Source organism: Acidocella aromatica (assembly GCF_014201825.1).
Taxonomy (GTDB): Bacteria; Pseudomonadota; Alphaproteobacteria; order Acetobacterales; family Acetobacteraceae; genus Acidocella; species Acidocella aromatica.
On record NZ_JACHFJ010000004.1, the window covers coordinates 82099 to 101694 of the forward strand.

The following is a 19596-nucleotide window of genomic DNA, read 5'->3' on the forward strand; positions in this document are numbered from 1 at the left end:
TCCTCTGCGTACAACTTGCCCGGCGTCATTCATGGCGCCGGGTCTTTTTCAGCCTATATTCCAACTGCCCGCGCCGCAGCTTCAACAGCCGTGCCGCCGCCGAGATATTGCCGTTGCTGCTTTTCAGCGCATAGTCGAAGAGTTGCGTCTCCAAACTCTCCAATCCGCCGGACTGAGCTAGCAGCGCGCCGAGATCATCCGGTACGGACGGTGCGGCAGGCGTATCGGCGTCGAGATGGCCATCCGCGGCCAGATGCAGCACCCGTGGCGCCAAAGCTTCCTCGCCCGAGAACAGGTGCCGCACGTCCAGTGTGCCGCCCTCGTCGGCCAGGATCACGGCGCGCTCGATCATGTTCTCCAACTCGCGGACATTGCCGGGCCAGTCATAGGCCCATAACGCCTCCGCGGCGCGCTGGGTGAGGCCGCTGATCGTCTTGCCCAGGCGCTCGGTCGTGCGTTTGACGAACACGTTGACCAGCAGCGGAATGTCCTCGCGGCGCTCGCGCAAAGGCGGGATCTCGATGGGAAACACGTTCAGGCGGAAGAATAGATCCTCGCGGAACCGCCCCGCCGCCACCTCGGCGCGCAGATCGCGGTTGGCCGCCGCCACCACGCGCACATCCACCCGGCGCACCCGCGTATCGCCCACGCGCTCCACCTCGCGCTCCTGCAACACGCGCAGCAGCTTGCCCTGGGCGGAAAGTGGCAGGCTGCTGACTTCATCGAGGAAGATGGTGCCGCCCTCGGCGCGCTCGAACTTGCCGGGCCGCGCGGCGGTGGCGCCGGTGTACGCCCCCTTCTCCACGCCGAACAGCTCGGCCTCGACCAGCTCCGCCGGGATGGCGGCGCAGTTGAGCGACACGAGCGGCCCGCCCGCGCGGCGGCTGATGGCGTGCAGCGTCGTGGTGAAGCGCTCCTTGCCCACGCCGCTTTCGCCCAGGAACAGCACCGTGGCGTTGGTGGTGGCCACGCGCTTGATCTTGTGCGCCACGGCGTTGAAAGGGGCGGAGGCGCCGACGAGGTCGGGCAGTATGTTGGCCGGCGGCGGGGCCGGTGGTGGCATCGTTGCATGCGTGCGTACCGGGCGTGGCGGCGACACGAAATCCTCGATCTGCATGAAACGGAGATCCGCCGCGGCGTCTTCCCATTCCTCCAGCGGCCGTCCCACCACCCGGCAGCGCGCATGGCCCATGGCCACGCATTCCGTCTCGCGCCATAAAATCGGCCGTCCCATGAGCGAGGTGGTGAAGCCGCAGGCATAGCCGACCATCATCCAGCAGGCGGGCTCGCCGCACACGCCAAAATGCGCCAGGTGCGCCTCGGCCTCCCACGAGGCCTGCCAGTAATAATCACCCCAGAACTCGCCGGTGCGGGCGTTGAACTGCATGCGGTCGATGGCCTGGTTGCGTACAAAACCTTCGATCTCGCGCAGGCGCGGCCCGAGCGCCAGCACGCGGCTCAGCTCTTCGCCCTCATGCGCACGCAGGTGCAGCGCATCGGCCATGCCCTGCTGGTAGCCCAGGCGGGTGAAGATCTCCCGGGCCTTTTCCTGCCCCAGGCGTTCGACAATCTCATGTCGCAGCGCCGCGACCGAAAAGCCGTGCATCAGCAGCATTCTTTGGTCGAAGAGTTGGATGTGCCCGGTATCGGGCGAGAAATGCAGGTGGCCGGCAAGTACGCGGTCGTCGGTTGACTCGGCAATGAGAGTCATCGGCCGCCTGGATGCGGATGACATCGGTAGCGTTTCCCCCAAAACTTCTTTTTCCGGAAGCGTACAGCATGGGAGGTGTTTGCGCTACGGTCTTCGGGTTGCCACTCATCCCACCGGAATTGCTTTCCTGCGGATAGCTGGACCAATTTTCATGTCTGTGCCGTTGCCTGCGGGAGTATTCACCCCAGTGGGGCTGCCGTTTGGCGCCCTGTTTTGGGAGAAACATCATGCAACGTCGTATGCTTGCTAAAACGGCTCTCGCCACGGCGGCGGCAGCGCTTCCGGCGGCCGCTCTGGCCCAATACGGAACGAACCAAGGTTCTGGAATGAACCAAGGGGCCATGGGCGTGGGTTCGGGAATGGATGCTGAGCTCAACATCGTCTTTACCGAGGAGAATCCCGGCCACTGGCAGAGCTTGGCGCAGCTGCACGTGCCAAATGTAAGTGTTTCGGGGAACCAGCTTTCCGTCTCGACGCCGCACCCGATGACCGAGGCGCACTACATCGTGAGCCACACCGTGGTGCTCGAAAACGGCCAATTTCTCGATCGGAAGACCTTCTCCTGGAAGGACCAGCCCGCTTCCAAGCACATCCTGCCGGCTGGATATAGCGGGAAGGTGACTGTCACCAGCACCTGCAATCTGCACGATTTTTGGGTCAAGACGATGACCGTCTGAGTTTGACGCGCGCCGTGTCTGTGCTGGAGGTCACGGGTGTTTTTCCACGTCGTGAGCTTGGTATCATCCGTGCCGCCACAGTTCACGGCGTGGCGAAGTTGTTCTAAGAGCCCCGGACAATTTCGCCCATCGAGGACTTATGATTCGCCTGGACAACATCAGCAAGCAGAACGGCTCGCGCCTTATTTTCGTCGAGGCTTCGGCCGCTTTGCAGAGGGGCGAGAAGATCGGCCTCGTCGGCCCCAACGGCGCGGGCAAGTCCACGCTGTTCCGCATGATCACCGGCCAGGAGGAGCCCGATGAAGGTCAGGTCCTGATCGACCGTGGCGTGAGCATCGGCCTGTTCAGCCAGGATGTGGGCGAGATGGCGGGCCGCAGCGCGGTGGCCGAGGTGATGGCCGGTGCCGGGCCGGTGAGCGAGGTTGGCGAAGAGCTGGCCAAGCTGGAAGCCGCCTTGGCCGACCCCGACCAAGCCGACCAGCTCGATGCCATCCTGGAGCGCTTCGGCGAGGTGCAGGCTCGCTTCGAGGAGTTGGGCGGCTATGCGCTGGAGGGCAAGGCCCGCGAGGTGCTCGACGGCTTGGGCTTCAGCCAGGAGATGATGGACGGCGATGTCGGCCGCCTTTCCGGCGGCTGGAAGATGCGCGTGGCGCTCGCCCGCATCCTGCTTATGCGCCCGGACGTGATGCTGCTCGACGAACCCTCCAACCATCTGGACCTCGAAAGCCTAATCTGGCTCGAGCAGTTTCTGGCGGGGTTCGACGGTGCGCTGCTGATGACCTCGCACGACCGCGAATTCATGAACCGCGTCATTAACAAGGTCATCGAGATCGACGGCGGCAACCTCACCAGCTTCTCCGGCGATTACGAGTTCTATGCCCGCCAGAGTGCGCTCAACGAGAAGCAGCAGCAGGCGCAGTTCGAGCGCCAGCAGGCGATGCTGGCCAAGGAGATCGCCTTTATCGAGCGCTTCAAGGCCCGCGCCTCCCATGCGGCCCAGGTCCAGAGCCGGGTAAAGAAGCTGGATAAGATCGACCGCGTGGAGCCGCCCAAGCGCCGCCAGACCATCGCCTTCGAGTTCAAGCCCGCTCCGCGCTCCGGCGAGGATGTGGCCAATCTGCGCGGCGTCTCCAAAAGCTATGGCCAGCGCGTGATTTATGATGGAATGGACCTGCTGATCCGCCGCAAGGAGCGCTGCTGCGTGCTGGGCGTGAACGGCGCGGGCAAATCCACGCTGCTGAAGCTGGTGACTGGCACCGCCGCGCCGGATTCCGGTACCGTTACTCTCGGCGGCAGCGTGAAGATGAGCTATTTCGCCCAGCACGCCATGGATCTGCTGGATGGTGACGCCACGGTGTTTGAGACGCTGGATTCCACCTTCCCCCATGCGGGCCAGGGCAGCTTGCGCGCCTTGGCCGGGGCGTTCGGCTTCTCGGGCGACGAGATCGATAAGCGCTGCCGAGTGCTCTCGGGCGGCGAGAAAGCACGGCTGGTGATGGCGTTGATGCTCTACGACCCGCCGAATTTCCTGGTCCTCGACGAGCCGACCAACCATCTCGACCTCGCCACCAAAGAGATGCTCATCACAGCGCTCTCGAATTACGAGGGCACCATGCTGTTCGTCTCGCATGACCGCCATTTCCTCGCTGAATTGTCCAACCGCGTGCTGGAACTCACCCCCGAGGGCATCCACTACTACGACGGTGGCTACACCGAATATGTCGCCCGCACGGGGCAGGAGGCACCAGGGCTGCACGCTTAAGCGCGGCTCGGGACCAATGCGCGCCGAGACCTAAAAACGGGGGCTCGGCGCGGGATATTCAGTTAATCGATTCTGTCGATCAAAATTTCTCATAACAATTCAGGAAGTCTTTCCTTCGAAAATACCTCCCCGTTTGCTATGCTGCGGGCCTCCAGGGTTCCCTTGGCTCAGGGCGGCCTGGACTCAGGAAGGAGACACATAATGAACGACACGTCACATCGGCAGGGCAAATGTCCTGTGATGCACGGTGGAAACACCTCCATGGGCACGTCGAACACGGATTGGTGGCCGAAAGCCCTGAACCTGGACATCCTCCACCAGCACGACACCAAGACCAATCCCCTGGGGAAGAGCTTCAATTACCGGGAAGAGGTTAAAAAGCTCGATTTCGAGGCGCTCAAGACAGATCTCAAAGCCCTGATGACCGACAGCCAGGATTGGTGGCCGGCGGATTGGGGGCATTATGGCGGCCTGATGATCCGCATGGCCTGGCACTCTGCCGGCTCCTACCGCGTGGCCGATGGCCGTGGCGGCGGCGGCCGGGGTAACCAACGCTTCGCGCCGCTGAACTCCTGGCCGGACAACGTCAACCTGGACAAGGCGCGCCGCCTGCTATGGCCGATCAAGAGGAAATACGGCAACAAGCTAAGCTGGGCCGACCTGATCCTCCTGGCCGGCACCATGGCCTATGAATCCATGGGCCTGAAGACCTTTGGCTTTGGCTTTGGCCGTGAGGATATCTGGGCCCCGGAAAAGGACACCTATTGGGGCTCGGAGAAGGAATGGCTCGCCCCGACCGGCAGTGCCAACAGCCGTTACTCTGGCGAGCGCGATTTGGAAAACCCTCTCGCCGCCGTGATGATGGGGCTGATCTACGTGAACCCCGAAGGTGTCGATGGCCACCCCGATCCGCTGCGCACCGCGAAGGACGTGCGCGAGACCTTCGCGCGCATGGCGATGAACGATGAGGAAACCGTCGCCCTGACCGCCGGCGGCCATACGGTCGGCAAAACCCACGGCAATGGCGATGTCAAGCTGCTGGGCCCCGTCCCCGAGGCCGCCGAGGTCGAGGAGCAGGGCCTGGGGTGGATCAACCACACCAGCCGTGGCATCGGCCGCAACACCGTGACCAGCGGCATCGAAGGCGCCTGGACCACCCACCCGACCCAGTGGGACAACGGCTATTTCGACATGCTGCTGAACCATGAATGGGAGCAGAAGCTGAGCCCCGCCGGGGCGCATCAATGGGAGCCCGTCAGCATCAGGGAGGAAGACAAGCCCGCCGATGTCGAGGATCCCTCGATCCGCCACAACCCGGTGATGACCGACGCCGACATGGCGATGAAGATGGACCCGGAATACCGCAAGATTTCCGAGCGGTTCCACAAGGATCCCGCCGCGTTCTCGGACGCCTTCGCGCGGGCTTGGTTCAAGCTGACGCACCGCGACATGGGGCCGAAGGCGCGCTATATCGGGCCGGATGTGCCAAAGGAGGATCTGATCTGGCAGGATCCGGTTCCCGCAGGCAGCACCAGCTACGATGCGAACGCAGTGAAGGCGAAGATCGCCGCGAGCGGGCTGAGCGTCAGCGATCTGGTCACCACCGCGTGGGACAGCGCCCGCACCTTCCGCGGTTCGGACAAGCGCGGCGGCGCCAACGGCGCGCGCATCCGTCTCGCGCCGCAGAAGGATTGGCAAGGCAACGAGCCTGCCCGTCTCGCCAAAGTGCTGGCGGTGCTGGAGCCGATCGCCAAGGCCAGCGGGGCGAGTGTGGCGGATGTGATCGTGCTGGCGGGCAATACCGGCATCGAGCAGGCCGCGAAGGCCGCCGGGTTCGACATCGCCGTGCCCTTCGCGCCGGGCCGTGGCGACGCAACGGATGAAACGACCGATGCCGCCTCCTTCGAGGTGCTGGAGCCGATCCATGACGGTTACCGCAACTGGCTGAAGAAGGACTACGCCGTGCGGGCGGAAGAGCTGATGCTCGACCGTACCCAGCTGATGGGGCTGACCGCTGCCGAGATGACGGTTCTCGTCGGCGGCTTGCGCGTGCTCGGCGCCAATCACGGCGGCACGAAGCACGGCGTGTTCACGGACCGAGAAGGCGCGCTGACCAACGACTTCTTCGTCAACCTGACCGATATGGGTTACACGTGGAAGCCCGCGGCCCAGGGCCTTTACGAAATCCGTGACCGCAAGACCAACGCGCTCAAGTGGACGGCGACCCGGGTGGACCTCGTCTTCGGCTCCAACTCGATCCTGCGCGCCTATGCGGAAGTCTATGCGCAGGACGACAACAAGGAGAAGTTCGTCCGCGATTTCGTGGCCGCCTGGACCAAGGTGATGAACGCCGACCGGTTCGACCTGACCTGACCTGACCCGAACCCGCCGCCTCCGGAGAATACCGGAGGCGGTATCTGGTACTTTTATTACGCCGTTGAGTGGTCTTCGCCGAGGCGCATGGCGCTGAGCGAGGTCCGCAGCCTAATGCAGACCCTCAGCCCCGGCCCGTTGTCCTCCAGCCTGATCCGCCCTCCGTGCAAAGCGGCGATGGCCGAGGCAAGCGGCAGGCCGAGCCCGTAACCAGGGCGATGCCGGGAAGCTTCGAGCCGGGCAAAGCGCTGCATAACGCGGGCTTTTTGCCCGGCCGCGATGCCGCAGCCATTGTCGGCGATGCTGACCTCGATCAGCTCGCCGGCCTGTGAGGCGTGGATGCTGACGCGGGACACATTTTCGGCATGCAGCATGATGTTGTCGAGCAGATTGGTGAAAAGCTGCGCGAGCAACTCCTTGTCGCCAGGAAGAGCGAGGCCAGGGGCGATGTCCGCTTCAACCGTTATGCCATTGGCATCGAAAGACGGCTCATAACTCTCCGCCAGCATGGCCAGCAGCGGCGAGAGCGCCACCATACCGAAACCTGCCCGCCGCGCCCCGGCTTCCACCTCGGCGATGCGGAGCATGGCCGCGAAGATGCCAAGCGCCTGATCGGTCTGGGCCAGGGCCTCCTCAAACATGTCCGTCAACGCCGGCTCGCTGAACCGTGCGCGGGAAAGTTCGAGATGCTCGCGCAGCCGCGCCAAAGGCGAGCGCAGGTCGTGGGAAATGTCATTGGTGACCTGTCTCAGGTTTTCCATCAGCTCCTGGATGCGCTGGAGCATGGCGTTCATTCCGGTGGCGAGACGGTCGAATTCATCCCCGCTGCCGCTGAGCCCGATCCGGCGGGACAGATCCCCGTCCATGATATTGCGGATCGTGGTGGCGAAGGCATCGACGCGCCGTTGCACGGCATGTGCCGCAAGGTAGCTGCCGAGCAGCCCGAGCGCCATGATCGTCCCGAACACGGCCAGGAAGGAGCGCGAGATCAGCTGGTCCAGGCTGCGCAGGGCGGTGGCGTCGGCGGCGATGAATAAGACCTCACCATTGGGAAAGCGCATCGCCGTGCCGCGTACCGCATCGACCCTGGACGGCAGGCTGAGCCCATCGCGCGGGCGCAGGGTTTCCATGCCTTTCCAGCGCGCGGCCGCCGGGGCGGTGAGGCGGAAGTTCCCGGCTTCCCAGGCGCCGTCGGGGGCTAGCGCCGCGTAGAACAAGCCGTTGCCCTCGGCCATCGTCGTACGGACATTCCAGGCCAGCCCCCGATGATTGGTTTGCAAATCGCCAAGCAGGTCGGTCAGCGCGCCGGAGACATTGCTGTCGATCTGCCCGCGCCACGTGGACTCCGCCGCATGGTGGATGATGACGAAGACAAGGCAGGCGCCGCCGAGCGAGAGGGCAAGGCTGCGTAGCGCCAGGCGGAAGCCGGAAATGCGGACGAACTGGCGGAGTATCGTGTTAAGCCGCATCGATCTTGTAGCCAGCCCCCCGGTAGGTGTGGATGAGGGCGGGGGAGAAGCCGTTATCCACCTTTCCGCGCAGCCTGCTGATATGCGCCTCGACGAGGCTGGTTTGCGGAACGAAGTGGAAGCCCCAGACATCCTCCAGCAGCATCGTGCGGGTAACCACCTGGCCCGGACGCAGCATCAGGTACTCCAGCACCTCGTACTCCCGGGGTTTGAGTTCGATCTTCCGGCCGCCGCGCCGGACCGTCCGGGTGACCCGGTCGAGCTCCAGATCCGCGATGCACAGCGTGGTGGCTTTGGGCGGCGCGGCATTGCGCCGGGCCAGAGCGGCGACGCGCGCGGCGAGTTCCGCCATGGCGAAAGGTTTGACCAGATAATCGTCCCCCCCGGCGCGCAATCCCTCCAGCCGGTCGTCCAGCCCGCCAAGCGCCGTGAGGAACAAGGCCGGGGTTTGCACGCCAGCGCCCCGGAGTGTCCGCAGCAGGGCTAGTCCATCGAGCCCAGGGAGCATGCGGTCGATGATCAGAATGTCGAACGCGCCGGATGCGGCCGTCAGCAGCCCGGCGCGACCATCCGGCGCCACCTGCACCTCATGCCCCTCCGGTGCCAGCCCCTGGCAGAGATGCGCGGCGGCCTTCGTATCGTCCTCTATCAGCAATATCCGCATGCATCACCAGTTAGCAAAATTTCCAGACCAGCGCGTGGCCAGACATTAATTGTTGACAATGTTGGCGTCATCCGTTGGGCAAGATCGCGTCGGCATGGAGGTGTTCATGCGGTTCGCTCTCTCCATTCTGGTCCTTTGCGCAAGCCTCACGGCCTGTGCCACGTATCGGCCTTCTCCGCTACCGGCCTCTCCGCCATTGCGGGAGACCCTGGCCCAGCTGCGCCATAACCTGCCGGATGGCGGTGAAATCTCCACGGCCGGGCCGCTCGCCCTGCGGGATGTGGCGGCGCTTGCCGTGCTCAACGACCCCGACCTGATCGCCGCCCGGGCACAGCACGATGTCTCCTCCGCCGAGCTGCTGAGCGCCGGGTTGCCGCCGGACCCGGCCATCAATGCCGGGTTCGCCGCCCTGCTTGGCGGACCCGCGAGCATGTCCTCCATCAGCGCCGGGTTCATGCAGGATGTCGGCGCGCTCATCACCTACCGGGCGAACCGCGCGGCGGCCAAGGCGGGGCTCGCCCAGGTGGATGCCGGGATCCTTTGGCAGGAATGGCAGGTGGCATCGCAGTCGGAGCAGCTTGCCGTGACGCTCGCCGCCGATGCGGCGGCCACCGCCAGCCTCCACGCCGATGTCACGGTGCTGGCGGATGTCAACAATGCCACTCAGACACAGATCGTCCAGCATAATCTGACGCTGAACGATGCCGCCGCAAGCATGGCGGCGCTGGCGGTCGCGCAATCCGCGCTCAATGCGGCGCAGCAGACCGAAGCTCATGACCGCGACCAGCTCGACGCTCTGCTCGGCCTGGAGCCGGGCACCGAAATCCCGCTTGCCTTGCCCGAGGCTACCCCGCCGGTGCCGGATGCCATCGCCCCCGCCTTGGCCACGCTGCCGCAGCGCCGCCCGGACCTCATCGCACTGCGCTACGGTTACGCCCAGGCGGATGCCCGGCTGCGCGCCGCCATCCTGTCGCAATTTCTGCCAGTGAGCGTTGGCGCGTCCTATGGGCGCGATACGTCCGGCGTGCTTTCCGCCGGGCCGCAGATGAGCCTGACCTTGCCGCTGTTCAATCGCAACCGTGGCGGCATCGCGGCCGCCCAGGCCACGCGGGCGGCACTCTCGGCCCAATATGCGGCGGCGCTGGCCAATGCCGAGGGTGGTGCGCGCGCGCTCTACGCCAACATATTGCTCCTGGGCTCCCAGGCGGAGATTGCCCGGCATCAGGCGGATCAGGCTGCCGTAATGGCCCAATCCGCGCGCACCGCCTTTGCCGAAGGGCAGATCAGCGCCACCGCCCTGGCCAATCTGCAATCCACGGCCGGTGAGCGTGAACGCGCCGCCATAGGCCTCGATGCCCAGTTGCAAAGCTCCGAAATTTCGCTTGCCACGTTGCTTGGCCTTGGCTTGCCGCCGCTCGCCGCCGCACCGAAGGATCTCTCCCCATGAAGACCTCCCACCTGCTTGCCGGGTTGGCGGCGATTGCCCTTGCCGCCATAGCGTATGTGCTTACCCGCCCCGCCGCCCCGGCGGACGGCCCGCCCGCCCCCAGCGCCACCGTCAGCGCCATCCCCATTACGCAGCGCAGCGTGGAGCTTCATGTCAGCGCCTGGGGCAGCGTCGTGGCTGGTCAGGCGGAGACGAATATCGCCATGGCGGCGCCTGGCGTCATCACCGGCGTCCTGGTGCATCCGGGTCAGGCGGTGACCGCCGGGCAGGCGCTGGCGGTGGTGGCGCCGGACCCGCAATCCATCGCCGATCTGCGCAAGGCGGAGGACGCGGCGCGCGCCGCCCAGGCCCAGCGCGGCCATGTCGCGGCGTTGCTGCAACAGCATCTGGCGACCACGGCCGACCTCGCCGCCGCGACGCAGGCGCTTGACGACGCAACCGCCGCCCTCGCCGCGCTGCATAATGCGGGCACGGGAGAGAACCAGACAATACGGGCGCCGTTCGCGGGCATCGTCACGGCCATCACGGCGGCACAGGGCGGCGTGCAACCAGCCGGTACGGCGGTGCTTAAGCTTGCCGCCGCCGGAGGGCTCACCGTGCTCGTTGGCCTGCCGGAAGCTGATGCGTTGCGCGTGCGGCCGGGCGATGCCGCCACGGTTAGCCTGCTCAACACCGGCGCGCAGCTTCCCGCCACGGTCGCGCAGCGCGCCGCCATGCTGGACCCGCAGACTGGTCTGGTCGACGTTACCCTGGCTCTCCGAGATACCGCGCCGCTGGGTGAGCCGGTGGGGGTGACCATTACCACCGGAACCGTGACGGGCTACCCCGTGCCCCGTGGCGCCGTGCTGAATGACGAACAGGGCGATTATGTTTATCAGCTCGATACCCATAACGTCGCGCATCGTGAGGCTGTGCATGTGCTGGATGCGGAGGGCGGGACCGTCGTTCTGGCGCCCACCCTCGATCCTGCGATGAAGCTCGCCACCACCGGCGCCTACCAGCTCTCGGACGGCATGACCGCGACGTTGCAGGGGGCGGGGAATTGAGTGTCGTCCCCTGGCTGGACCGGCACCGCCGCTCCGTCCTCACGCTGGCGCTGGCGTTGGCCATCGCGGGCATCGCCGCCGCGCTCTCGCTGCCGATCGGCCTGTACCCGGACGCCTCCTTCCCCCGCGTGCGCATCAATATCGACGCCGGCAGCCAGCCCGCCGGGCAGATGGTGCTACAAACCACCCAGCCCGTGGAGCAGGCGGTACGCGCCGTGCCCGGCGTGGTGGACGTGCTCTCCACCACCTCGCGCGGCTCCGCCCAGCTTACCGTGGACTTCGCCTGGGGAACGAACATGACCGCCGCCACGCTGGGCGTGAACGCGGCGATGGCGCAGAGCCTCGCCAATCTTCCGCGCGGGGTGAACTATACCGTGCTGCGCATGGCTCCCACGGTGTTCCCGTTCATGGCCTATGCGCTCACCTCCTCCACGGTAAGCCAGACGCGGCTGCAAAACATCGCCACCTACCAGATCGTGCCATTGCTCTCCGGCCTGCCCGGCATCGCGCGCGCGCAGGTGCAGGGTGGGGACACGGGGGAGGTGGAGGTGGAGGCCGACCCGCGCCGCTTGGCCGCCTATCACCTCACGCTGGATGATCTGGTGAGCGCGCTCAACGCCGCGAACACCTTGCAGGCCGTGGGCCGGGTGGAGGACCATGAGCTGCTCTATCTGCTGATGGCCGATAACAGCTTCCACGGCCTGGGCGACGTACAGAACACCGTGCTCCGCGCTGGTCCCTCCGGGGTGGTGCGGCTTTCCGATGTCGCCGCCGTGCATATGGGCGTGGTGCCGCAATTCCTGGGCGTGGACGCGGACGGCAAGCGCGCCGTCACCTTGCTGCTCTACCAGCAGCCGGGCTCCAGCATGGTGGCCGCCGCGCATGCTGTCACCCAGGCGCTGGCCGGTTTCGGTCCACAGATCCCACCCGGTGTCACGCTAAGCAAATGGTACGACCAGAGCACGCTGGTACTGGCTGCGGCGGGTTCGGTGCGCGATGCCATTCTCATCGGCATGGTACTGGCCGCATTGGTGCTGTTCGTCTTCCTGCGTAGCTGGCGCATCACCCTGCTCGCGGTCACCATCGTGCCCGCCTCGCTGGCCGGCGCCATTCTCGCACTCTCCCTGTTTGGGCTCAGCTTCAACATCATGACGCTGGGAGGCATCGCCGCCTCGGTGGGGCTAGTCATCGACGACGTGATCGTGATGATCGAGCATATCGCCCGGCGCAGCATTGGCGGTGAGCAGCAGGAGGGGCGGCTCTGGGTGCTGAACGCGGGTGCGGAATTCTTCCGCCCGCTCACCGGCTCCTCCGCCGCCACGCTCATCGTGTTCGCACCGCTCGGCTTTCTCTCAGGCGTTACCGGGGCGTTCTTCAAGGCGCTCTCGCTCACCATGGCGGCAACGCTGATCGCCTCCTGGGCGCTTACCGCGTTCGCCGTGCCGCTGCTGGCCGGAGCGCTGATCGACTTCAAACGCTGGAAAGACCCAGGCCTTAACCGCGAGGGCAGGCTCTTCCATATGCATGGGCGCTTGCTGGCGGCGTTGTTCCGCCGTCCGTTCCTGCTCGTGCTGCCGGTGGCCCTGCTGCTGGGCGTGGGGCTGATCTCCTACCGCAATGTGCAAACCGGATTCATGCCGAACCTGGATGAAGGCGGCTTTGTGCTGGATTACCTCACCGCGCCCGGTACCTCGCTGGCCGAGACCGAGCGTGAGATGGGCGAGATCGAGGCTATTCTGCGCCAGGACCCGGCGGTGGCCAGCTACTCCATGCGGGCGGGCGGGGGCTTTGGCGGCGATTTGGCGGAGTCCAACAAGGGGGATTTCGTGATCCGCCTCGTGCCGCTCTCGCAGCGCCCGCTGATCGATGAGGTGATGAACCGGATCAGCACCGAGATCACCGCCAAGGTGCCGGGCGTGCAGATCGACCCGCATCAGCTGATGGGCGACGAGATCGGCGACCTGACTGGCGTGCCGCAGCCAATCGAGATCAAGCTCGCGGCGGGTGATCCGGCGCAGCTCGCTCCCACGGCAGAGCGCGTGGCCGCCGCGATCAGTCGGATCCAGGGCGTGGATTCGGTGGATGATGGCGTCATCCCCGCAGGCGATGCGATCGACATCGCCGTGGACCCGGTACGCGCGGCGGCGCTTGGGCTCGACCCCGCGAAAGTCGCCGCCACGGTGCAGGCTGAGATGGCCGGCACAGTGGCTACGCAATACGAGGGGGCGCAGCAGCTCATCGGCGTGCGCGTGCGTCTGCCCGGTGCCGCGCAGATCAACAGCGACGAGCTGAAGGCACTGCCCATCGCCACGCCCTCGGGTGGGCTGGTGCCGCTGAGCAGCATCGCGCGCTTCACCATCGTGTCCGGTCAGCCTGAGATCACCCGCGAGAATTTACAACAGATCGTGAATGTGACGGCACGCCTCACCGGGCGCGGGCTTGGTGCTGGCATTACGGATGTGCGGGCGGTGCTGGCCAAGCCGGGCGTGCTCGGCCCCGGGGTGACCTATACGCTGGGCGGGCTCTACCAGCAGCAGCAGATCGCCTTCGCCGGGCTCGCGCGCGTGTTCCTCGCCGCGCTGCTCGCGGAGTTCATCCTGCTGTTGTTTCTGTACGAGCGCTTCGTTTGGGTGGCCGCGGTCATGTGCACGTCATTGCTCTCCACCACGGCTGTTTTCACCGGACTCTACGTTACCGGGCTTGAGCTCAACATCACGGCGCTGATGGGCATGGTGATGATCGTGGGTATCGCGACGGAAATGGCGATCTTTTACGTTTCCGAGTTGCAGCATCTGCTGGCCCACATGAATCTGCATGACGCCTTGATGGTAGCCAGCGCCAACCGTCTGCGGCCAATTGCCATGACCACGCTCGCAGCCATCTTAACCCTGCTGCCGCTGGCGCTCGACCTGGGGCAGGGGGCTGGGATGCAGCAGCCCCTCGCTGTCGCCATCATCGCCGGATTGCTGGTGCAGTTTCCGCTCGTTCTCCTGGCGCTGCCCGTGCTGCTCTCGTTGCCGCTACGCCCAAAGCCCGGCGGCGCCTTCGATTAAGAAAGCGCCGCCGGGCGCGCATGTGCTGGCAGCGGTTCAACCCGCTGGGTAGGTCTCCGGCATGCGGCCGATGGGAATATAGCCGCAGCTGAAGCGGAAAGGCTGCTCCGCGCTCGCGGGGCGCAGGTGCAGATGCAGGCCGCGCCGGGCGAGATCGGCGCTGAGGTCGAGCGCCTTGTCCACCTCGAACACGCCGTCCTTATGCGGCTCGTTCCAGCCCTGCACCTGCGCCAGGGCACGGGCCACGGCGGCCTTGGCGTCCTCGGCCACGAGCAGCAGGTTTTTGTGCAGCTCGCCGAACTCCGTGCCGTTATACCCACCGAGATTGACGAAGAAGAGCCTGGGCTGCCCCGCCGCCACCGGCTCGGCGGAGATGGTGATGTCGTAACCATCGGCCTGGGCCAGCTCGCCCCAGGCGTCCAGATGCAGGCTCTCGGCATCGCCCCACCATTGGCGGTGCAGCTCGGGGTAGCACTCGGCCTCGGTCTCGCCGGTGGCAAAGCGCACGTCGTGCAGCTCCACATTTGAGTTGCGGTAATCGCCGCCGATGGCAAACATGAACAGTTTCACACGGGTCTCCTTCGGACTTCCGGGTTAGGACTCGGACCATATCCCCCATGCCGGAGCCGGTCATCAGGGCTGCCTCCGGCATCTGGCGCGGGATCATGTTATTGTTGACAATCTGCCTGGGTGGCTTTAGAAAACCGCCAGTTTATCGGGCAATCAGCACCATTATTGTCGACAGTATGCAAAAAACGCAGACATTGCCGGTCATCAGCACCATCGAGGGCGAAACACTCTCCGATCATGTCTTGCGTCAGATTCAATCCGCCATCGTCAAAGGCGAGATCGCGCCGGGGAGCAAAATCTCCGAGCCCGAGCTGGCGCGCGCCTATGGCATCAGCCGCGGCCCGCTGCGCGAGGCGCTGCACCGGCTGGAAGGGCAGAAGCTGCTGGTGCGCGTGCCGCATGTGGGCGCGCGCGTCGTCTCGCTGAGCCGCCAGGAGCTGGGCGAGCTTTACCAGATCCGCGAATCGCTGGAGGGGCTGGCCTGCCGCCTCGCCGCCGAGCGCATGACCCCCGCCGAGGTGGAGGAGCTGCGCGAGGTGCTGCGCGAGCATGAGCGCGACGAAGCCTTCCAGGCCGGGCGCGGCTATTATTTGCAGGAAGGCGATTTCGACTTCCATTACCGGATCGTGCAGGGAAGCGGGAACGGGATGCTCATCCGCCTGCTCTGCGACGAGCTGTACCAGCTCGCCCGCATGTACCGTATCCAAACCTCGGCCACGCCCAACCGCCCCGGTCAGGCCTTCGCCGAGCATCACCGTATCCTAGACGCCATTGCCGAGCGCGATGGCGAACTGGCCGAGCTGCTGATGCGCCGTCACATCCGCACCTCCCGTCTCAACATCGAACGGCAAATCCCACAGGAAACCAAGGCATGAACACGAAATTCCGTAAGCCTCTGCCCGGCACCGGGCTGGATTATTTCGACGCGCGCGAGGCCGTGGAGGCGATCGCCCCCGGCGCTTACGACACGCTGCCCTACACCTCCCGCGTTCTGGCCGAAAACCTGGTCCGCCGCTGCGAGCCCGCACTGCTGACGGACGCGCTGAAGCAGCTCATCGAGCGCAAGCGTGAGATCGACTTCCCCTGGTTCCCTGCCCGCGTCGTCTGTCACGACATTCTGGGCCAGACCGCGCTGGTGGACCTCGCCGGTCTGCGCGACGCCATTGCCGATATGGGCGGCGATCCGGCCAAGGTGAACCCGGTGGTGCCGGTGCAGCTCATCGTCGACCACTCGCTGGCCGTTGAGCATGCGGGTTTCGAGAAGGACGCCTTCGCGCAGAACCGCGCCATCGAGGACCGCCGCAACGAGGACCGCTTCCACTTCATCAACTGGACCAAGGACGCGTTCGACAACATGGACGTGGTGCCCGCCGGTAACGGCATCATGCACCAGATCAACCTCGAGCGTATGTCCCCGGTGATCTTCTCCAAAGACGGCGTGGCCTTCCCCGACACGCTGGTCGGCACGGACAGCCACACCCCGCATGTGGACGCGCTGGGCGTGATCGCCATCGGCGTGGGTGGGCTTGAGGCCGAGAACGTGATGCTCGGCCGCGCCTCCTGGATGCGCCTGCCGGACATCATCGGCGTGGAGCTGAGCGGCAAGCGCCAGCCCGGCATCACCGCCACCGATATCGTGCTCTCGCTGACCGAGTTCCTGCGTAAGGAAAAGGTCGTGGGCGCTTACCTGGAGTTCTACGGCGAAGGTGCGTCCAGCCTGACGCTGGGCGACCGCGCCACCATCTCCAACATGGCCCCCGAATACGGCGCCACCGCGGCGATGTTCTCCATCGACGCGCAGACCATCGAGTATCTGCGCCTCACCGGCCGCACGCCCGAGCAGCTGAAGCTGGTCGAGACCTATGCCCGCACCGCTGGTCTGTGGTCCGACACGCTGGTCAAGGCCCAGTATGAGCGCGTGCTGAAGTTCGACCTCTCCACCGTGGTGCGCACGCTGGCCGGTCCCTCCAACCCGCACCGCCGCCTGCCGGTTTCGGCGCTGGCCGAGCGCGGCATCGCCCATGCCTGGACGCAGGAAGAGGGCAAGATGCCGGACGGTGCCGTGATCATCGCCGCCATCACCAGCTGCACCAACACTTCCAACCCGCGCAACGTGATCGCCGCCGCGCTGCTGGCGCGCAACGCCAACAAGGTCGGCCTGACCCGCAAGCCCTGGGTGAAGTCCTCGCTCGCCCCTGGCTCGAAGGCCGTGGCGCTGTATCTGGACGAAGCCGGGCTGACCGCCGATCTGGAGAAGCTGGGCTTTGGCATCGTCGCCTTCGCCTGCACCACCTGTAACGGCATGTCCGGCGCGCTGGATCCGAAGATCCAGCAGGAGATCATCGACCGCGATCTCTACGCCACCGCCGTGCTCTCGGGTAACCGCAATTTCGACGGCCGTATCCACCCCTACGCCAAGCAGGCCTTCCTGGCCTCGCCGCCGCTGGTGGTGGCCTATGCCATCGCGGGCACCATCCGCTTCGACATCGAGAAGGACGTGCTGGGCATCAGCCCCGAGGGCAAGGAAATCCGCCTGAAGGACATCTGGCCGACCGACGAGGAGATCGACGCCGTGGTGAGCACCGCGGTAAAGCCGGAGCAGTTCACCAAGGTGTACGAGCCGATGTTCGGCCATCGCGGTGCCCGTAAGCAGGTGAGCCCGCTTTACGCTTGGCGTCCGCAGAGCACCTATATCCGCCGTCCGCCTTATTGGGAGGGCGCGCTGGCCGGTGAGCGCACGCTGAAGGGGCTGGTGCCGTTGGCGGTGCTGGGTGACAACATCACCACCGACCATCTCTCCCCCTCCAACGCCATCCTGCCGGACTCGGCGGCGGGCGAGTACCTGCACAAGATGGGCCTGCCGGAGGAGGATTATAACTCCTACGCCACCCATCGCGGTGACCACCTGACCGCGCAGCGCGCTACCTTCGCCAACCCGACCCTGCTCAACGAGATGGTCCGCAACGAGGACGGCTCGGTGAAGAAGGGCTCGCTGGCCCGCGTGGAGCCGGAAGGCAAGGTGATGCGCATGTGGGAGGCGATCGAGACCTACATGAACCGCAAGCAGCCGCTGATCATCATCGCGGGTGCGGATTACGGCCAGGGCTCCTCGCGCGATTGGGCAGCCAAGGGCGTGCGTCTCGCGGGCGTGGAGGCCATCGTGGCCGAGGGCTTCGAGCGCATCCACCGCACCAACCTGATCGGTATGGGCGTGCTGCCGCTGGAGTTCAAGCCGGGCACCACCCGCCTGACCCTGGGGCTGGACGGCACCGAGACCTATGACGTGATCGGCGAGCGCAAGCCGCGCGCGGACCTCACGCTGGTGATCCACCGCCGCGACGGCAGCAAGGCCGAAGTGCCGGTGACGAGCCGCCTGGATACCGCCGAGGAGGTCTCGGTCTACGAGGCCGGCGGCGTGCTTCAGCGCTTCGCCCAGGACTTCCTGGAAGCCGCGCAGGCGGCTGAGTAAGGGGACGAACCATGAGCTTCGCACCCCAGATCAAGGTTCCCGCCACGTATATGCGTGGCGGCACCTCCAAGGGCGTTTTCTTCTCGCTGGATGAGCTGCCGGAAGCCTGCCGGGTTCCTGGCGCGGCGCGCGATGCGCTGCTGCTGCGCGTGATCGGCAGCCCCGATCCGTATGGCAAGCAGATCGACGGCATGGGCGGCGCGTCCTCCAGCACGTCCAAGACCGTGATCATCGGCCGCAGCGCCAAGGAAGGCCACGATGTGGACTACCTGTTCGGGCAGGTCTCCATCGATAAGTCTTTCGTGGATTGGTCGGGCAATTGCGGCAATCTCTCCGCCGCGGTCGGCCCGTTCGCCATCCGCAACGGGCTGGTGGACCCGGCCCGCGTGCCGCAGAACGGCGTGGCGGTGATCCGCATCTGGCAGGCCAATATCGGCAAGACCATCGTCGCGCATGTGCCCGTCACCAACGGCGAGGTGCAGGAGACCGGTGATTTCGAGCTGGATGGCGTGACCTTCCCGGCGGCCGAGATCGTCGTGGAGTTCATGGATCCGGCCGAGGAAGGGGATGGCGGCGCGCTGTTCCCGACCGGCCATCTGGTCGATGACCTCGAAGTGCCGGGCATCGGCACCTTCAAGGCGACGATGATCAACTCCGGCATCCCGACGATCTTCCTCAACGCCGATGAGCTTGGCTACACCGGCACCGAGCTGCAGGACGCGATCAATAACGATAACGCGGCGCTCGCGAAGTTCGAGACCATCCGCGCCTATGGCGCGCTGAAGATGGGGCTGATCAAGAAGCTTGAAGACGCCGCCTCGCGCCAGCACACGCCGAAGATCGCCTTCGTCGCCCCGCCGAAGGACTATACCTCCTCCAGCGGCAAGGCGATTAAGGCCAGTGATATTGACGTGCTGGTGCGCGCGCTCTCCATGGGCAAGCTGCACCACGCGATGATGGGCACGGCCTCGGTGGCCATCGCCACGGCGGCGTCCATCCCCGGCACGCTGGTCAATCTGGCGGCGGGTGGCGGCGAGCGCGAGACGGTCAATTTTGGCCATCCCTCGGGCACGCTGCGCGTCGGCTCCAAGGCGGAGCTGGTGAATGGCGAGTGGCAGGTCAGCAAGGCCATCATGAGCCGTAGCGCACGCATCCTGATGAGCGGCTGGGTTCATGTGCCCTTCGCCGGGTAAATGACTGAATTGGTTTTGTTGTGGCCGGTGCCGGTCACAACAGAACCTCTGGCGAGCCGGATTTAGAGCCTTCAGCCTTTGGCCGAAGGCTCTATTTTTGTTTTGCGGGCAAGTGCACGCGTGTGTCTTGCCAATGCTTTGATATTATTAAAAGTTTTTGCG

The 19596-nt window shown here is 65.5% G+C and carries 13 protein-coding genes; 9 read left to right on the forward strand and 4 right to left on the reverse strand.

The annotated features are described in order from the left end of the window. Positions 1–25: 25 nt before the first annotated feature. Positions 26–1711 (reverse strand): sigma-54-dependent Fis family transcriptional regulator, encoded by a 1686-nt coding sequence (locus tag HNP71_RS06620; protein ID WP_221246665.1) that lies wholly within the window; start codon positions 1709–1711, stop codon positions 26–28. Between the two features lie 227 nt (positions 1712–1938). Between HNP71_RS06620 and HNP71_RS06625 the strand changes: the two genes are divergently transcribed. The 3 genes from HNP71_RS06625 to katG all read left to right on the forward strand — a co-directional run bounded on the left by HNP71_RS06625 (position 1939) and on the right by katG (position 6523). Then, positions 1939–2388, forward strand: coding sequence for a desulfoferrodoxin family protein (locus HNP71_RS06625; protein WP_183266101.1), 450 nt, complete (start codon positions 1939–1941; stop codon positions 2386–2388). Between the two features lie 139 nt (positions 2389–2527). After that, on the forward strand, positions 2528–4150 hold the full coding sequence (locus tag HNP71_RS06630; protein WP_183266102.1) for an ABC-F family ATP-binding cassette domain-containing protein: 1623 nt from the start codon (positions 2528–2530) through the stop codon (positions 4148–4150). Between the two features lie 201 nt (positions 4151–4351). Then, positions 4352–6523, forward strand: coding sequence for a catalase/peroxidase HPI (katG, locus tag HNP71_RS06635; RefSeq protein WP_183266103.1), 2172 nt, complete (start codon positions 4352–4354; stop codon positions 6521–6523). 56 nt (positions 6524–6579) lie between these two features. Here katG and HNP71_RS06640 read toward each other — a convergent pair whose 3' ends face one another. Beyond that, positions 6580–7992 carry a sensor histidine kinase gene (locus HNP71_RS06640; RefSeq protein WP_183266104.1) on the reverse strand — a complete coding sequence of 471 codons (1413 nt, stop codon included), beginning with the start codon at positions 7990–7992 and terminating at the stop codon, positions 6580–6582. Next, a complete protein-coding gene (locus tag HNP71_RS06645; RefSeq protein ID WP_183266105.1) occupies positions 7982–8656 on the reverse strand; it encodes a winged helix-turn-helix domain-containing protein in 675 nt (224 codons plus the stop codon). Before HNP71_RS06645 ends, HNP71_RS06640 begins: the two co-directional genes overlap by 11 nt. 106 nt (positions 8657–8762) lie before the next feature. On the opposite strand from HNP71_RS06645, the gene HNP71_RS06650 reads away from it, so the two are divergent. Genes HNP71_RS06650 through HNP71_RS06660 form a run of 3 tightly spaced genes read left to right on the forward strand, consistent with a single transcriptional unit; the run spans position 8763 to position 14202 of the window. Then, the gene (locus tag HNP71_RS06650) at positions 8763–10103 is read left to right on the forward strand and encodes a TolC family protein (protein WP_183266106.1); all 1341 of its coding nucleotides are present in this window, start codon (positions 8763–8765) and stop codon (positions 10101–10103) included. Beyond that, positions 10100–11149 carry an efflux RND transporter periplasmic adaptor subunit gene (locus HNP71_RS06655; RefSeq protein WP_183266107.1) on the forward strand — a complete coding sequence of 350 codons (1050 nt, stop codon included), beginning with the start codon at positions 10100–10102 and terminating at the stop codon, positions 11147–11149. Before HNP71_RS06650 ends, HNP71_RS06655 begins: the two co-directional genes overlap by 4 nt. Next, positions 11146–14202, forward strand: coding sequence for an efflux RND transporter permease subunit (locus HNP71_RS06660; protein ID WP_183266108.1), 3057 nt, complete (start codon positions 11146–11148; stop codon positions 14200–14202). Before HNP71_RS06655 ends, HNP71_RS06660 begins: the two co-directional genes overlap by 4 nt. Positions 14203–14238: 36 nt before the next feature. Here HNP71_RS06660 and HNP71_RS06665 read toward each other — a convergent pair whose 3' ends face one another. Beyond that, entirely contained in the window at positions 14239–14772 is a 534-nt protein-coding gene (locus tag HNP71_RS06665; RefSeq protein ID WP_183266109.1) for a DUF1543 domain-containing protein, read from the reverse strand. A gap of 176 nt (positions 14773–14948) precedes the next feature. On the opposite strand from HNP71_RS06665, the gene HNP71_RS06670 reads away from it, so the two are divergent. Genes HNP71_RS06670 through prpF form a run of 3 tightly spaced genes read left to right on the forward strand, consistent with a single transcriptional unit; the run spans position 14949 to position 19434 of the window. Then, positions 14949–15647, forward strand: coding sequence for a GntR family transcriptional regulator (locus tag HNP71_RS06670; protein ID WP_183266110.1), 699 nt, complete (start codon positions 14949–14951; stop codon positions 15645–15647). Beyond that, a complete protein-coding gene (gene acnD / locus HNP71_RS06675) occupies positions 15644–18241 on the forward strand; it encodes a Fe/S-dependent 2-methylisocitrate dehydratase AcnD (protein WP_183266111.1) in 2598 nt (865 codons plus the stop codon). Before HNP71_RS06670 ends, acnD begins: the two co-directional genes overlap by 4 nt. A gap of 11 nt (positions 18242–18252) precedes the next feature. Continuing rightward, positions 18253–19434 carry a 2-methylaconitate cis-trans isomerase PrpF gene (gene prpF, locus HNP71_RS06680; RefSeq protein ID WP_183266112.1) on the forward strand — a complete coding sequence of 394 codons (1182 nt, stop codon included), beginning with the start codon at positions 18253–18255 and terminating at the stop codon, positions 19432–19434. The last annotated feature ends 162 nt before the right edge of the window (positions 19435–19596 follow it).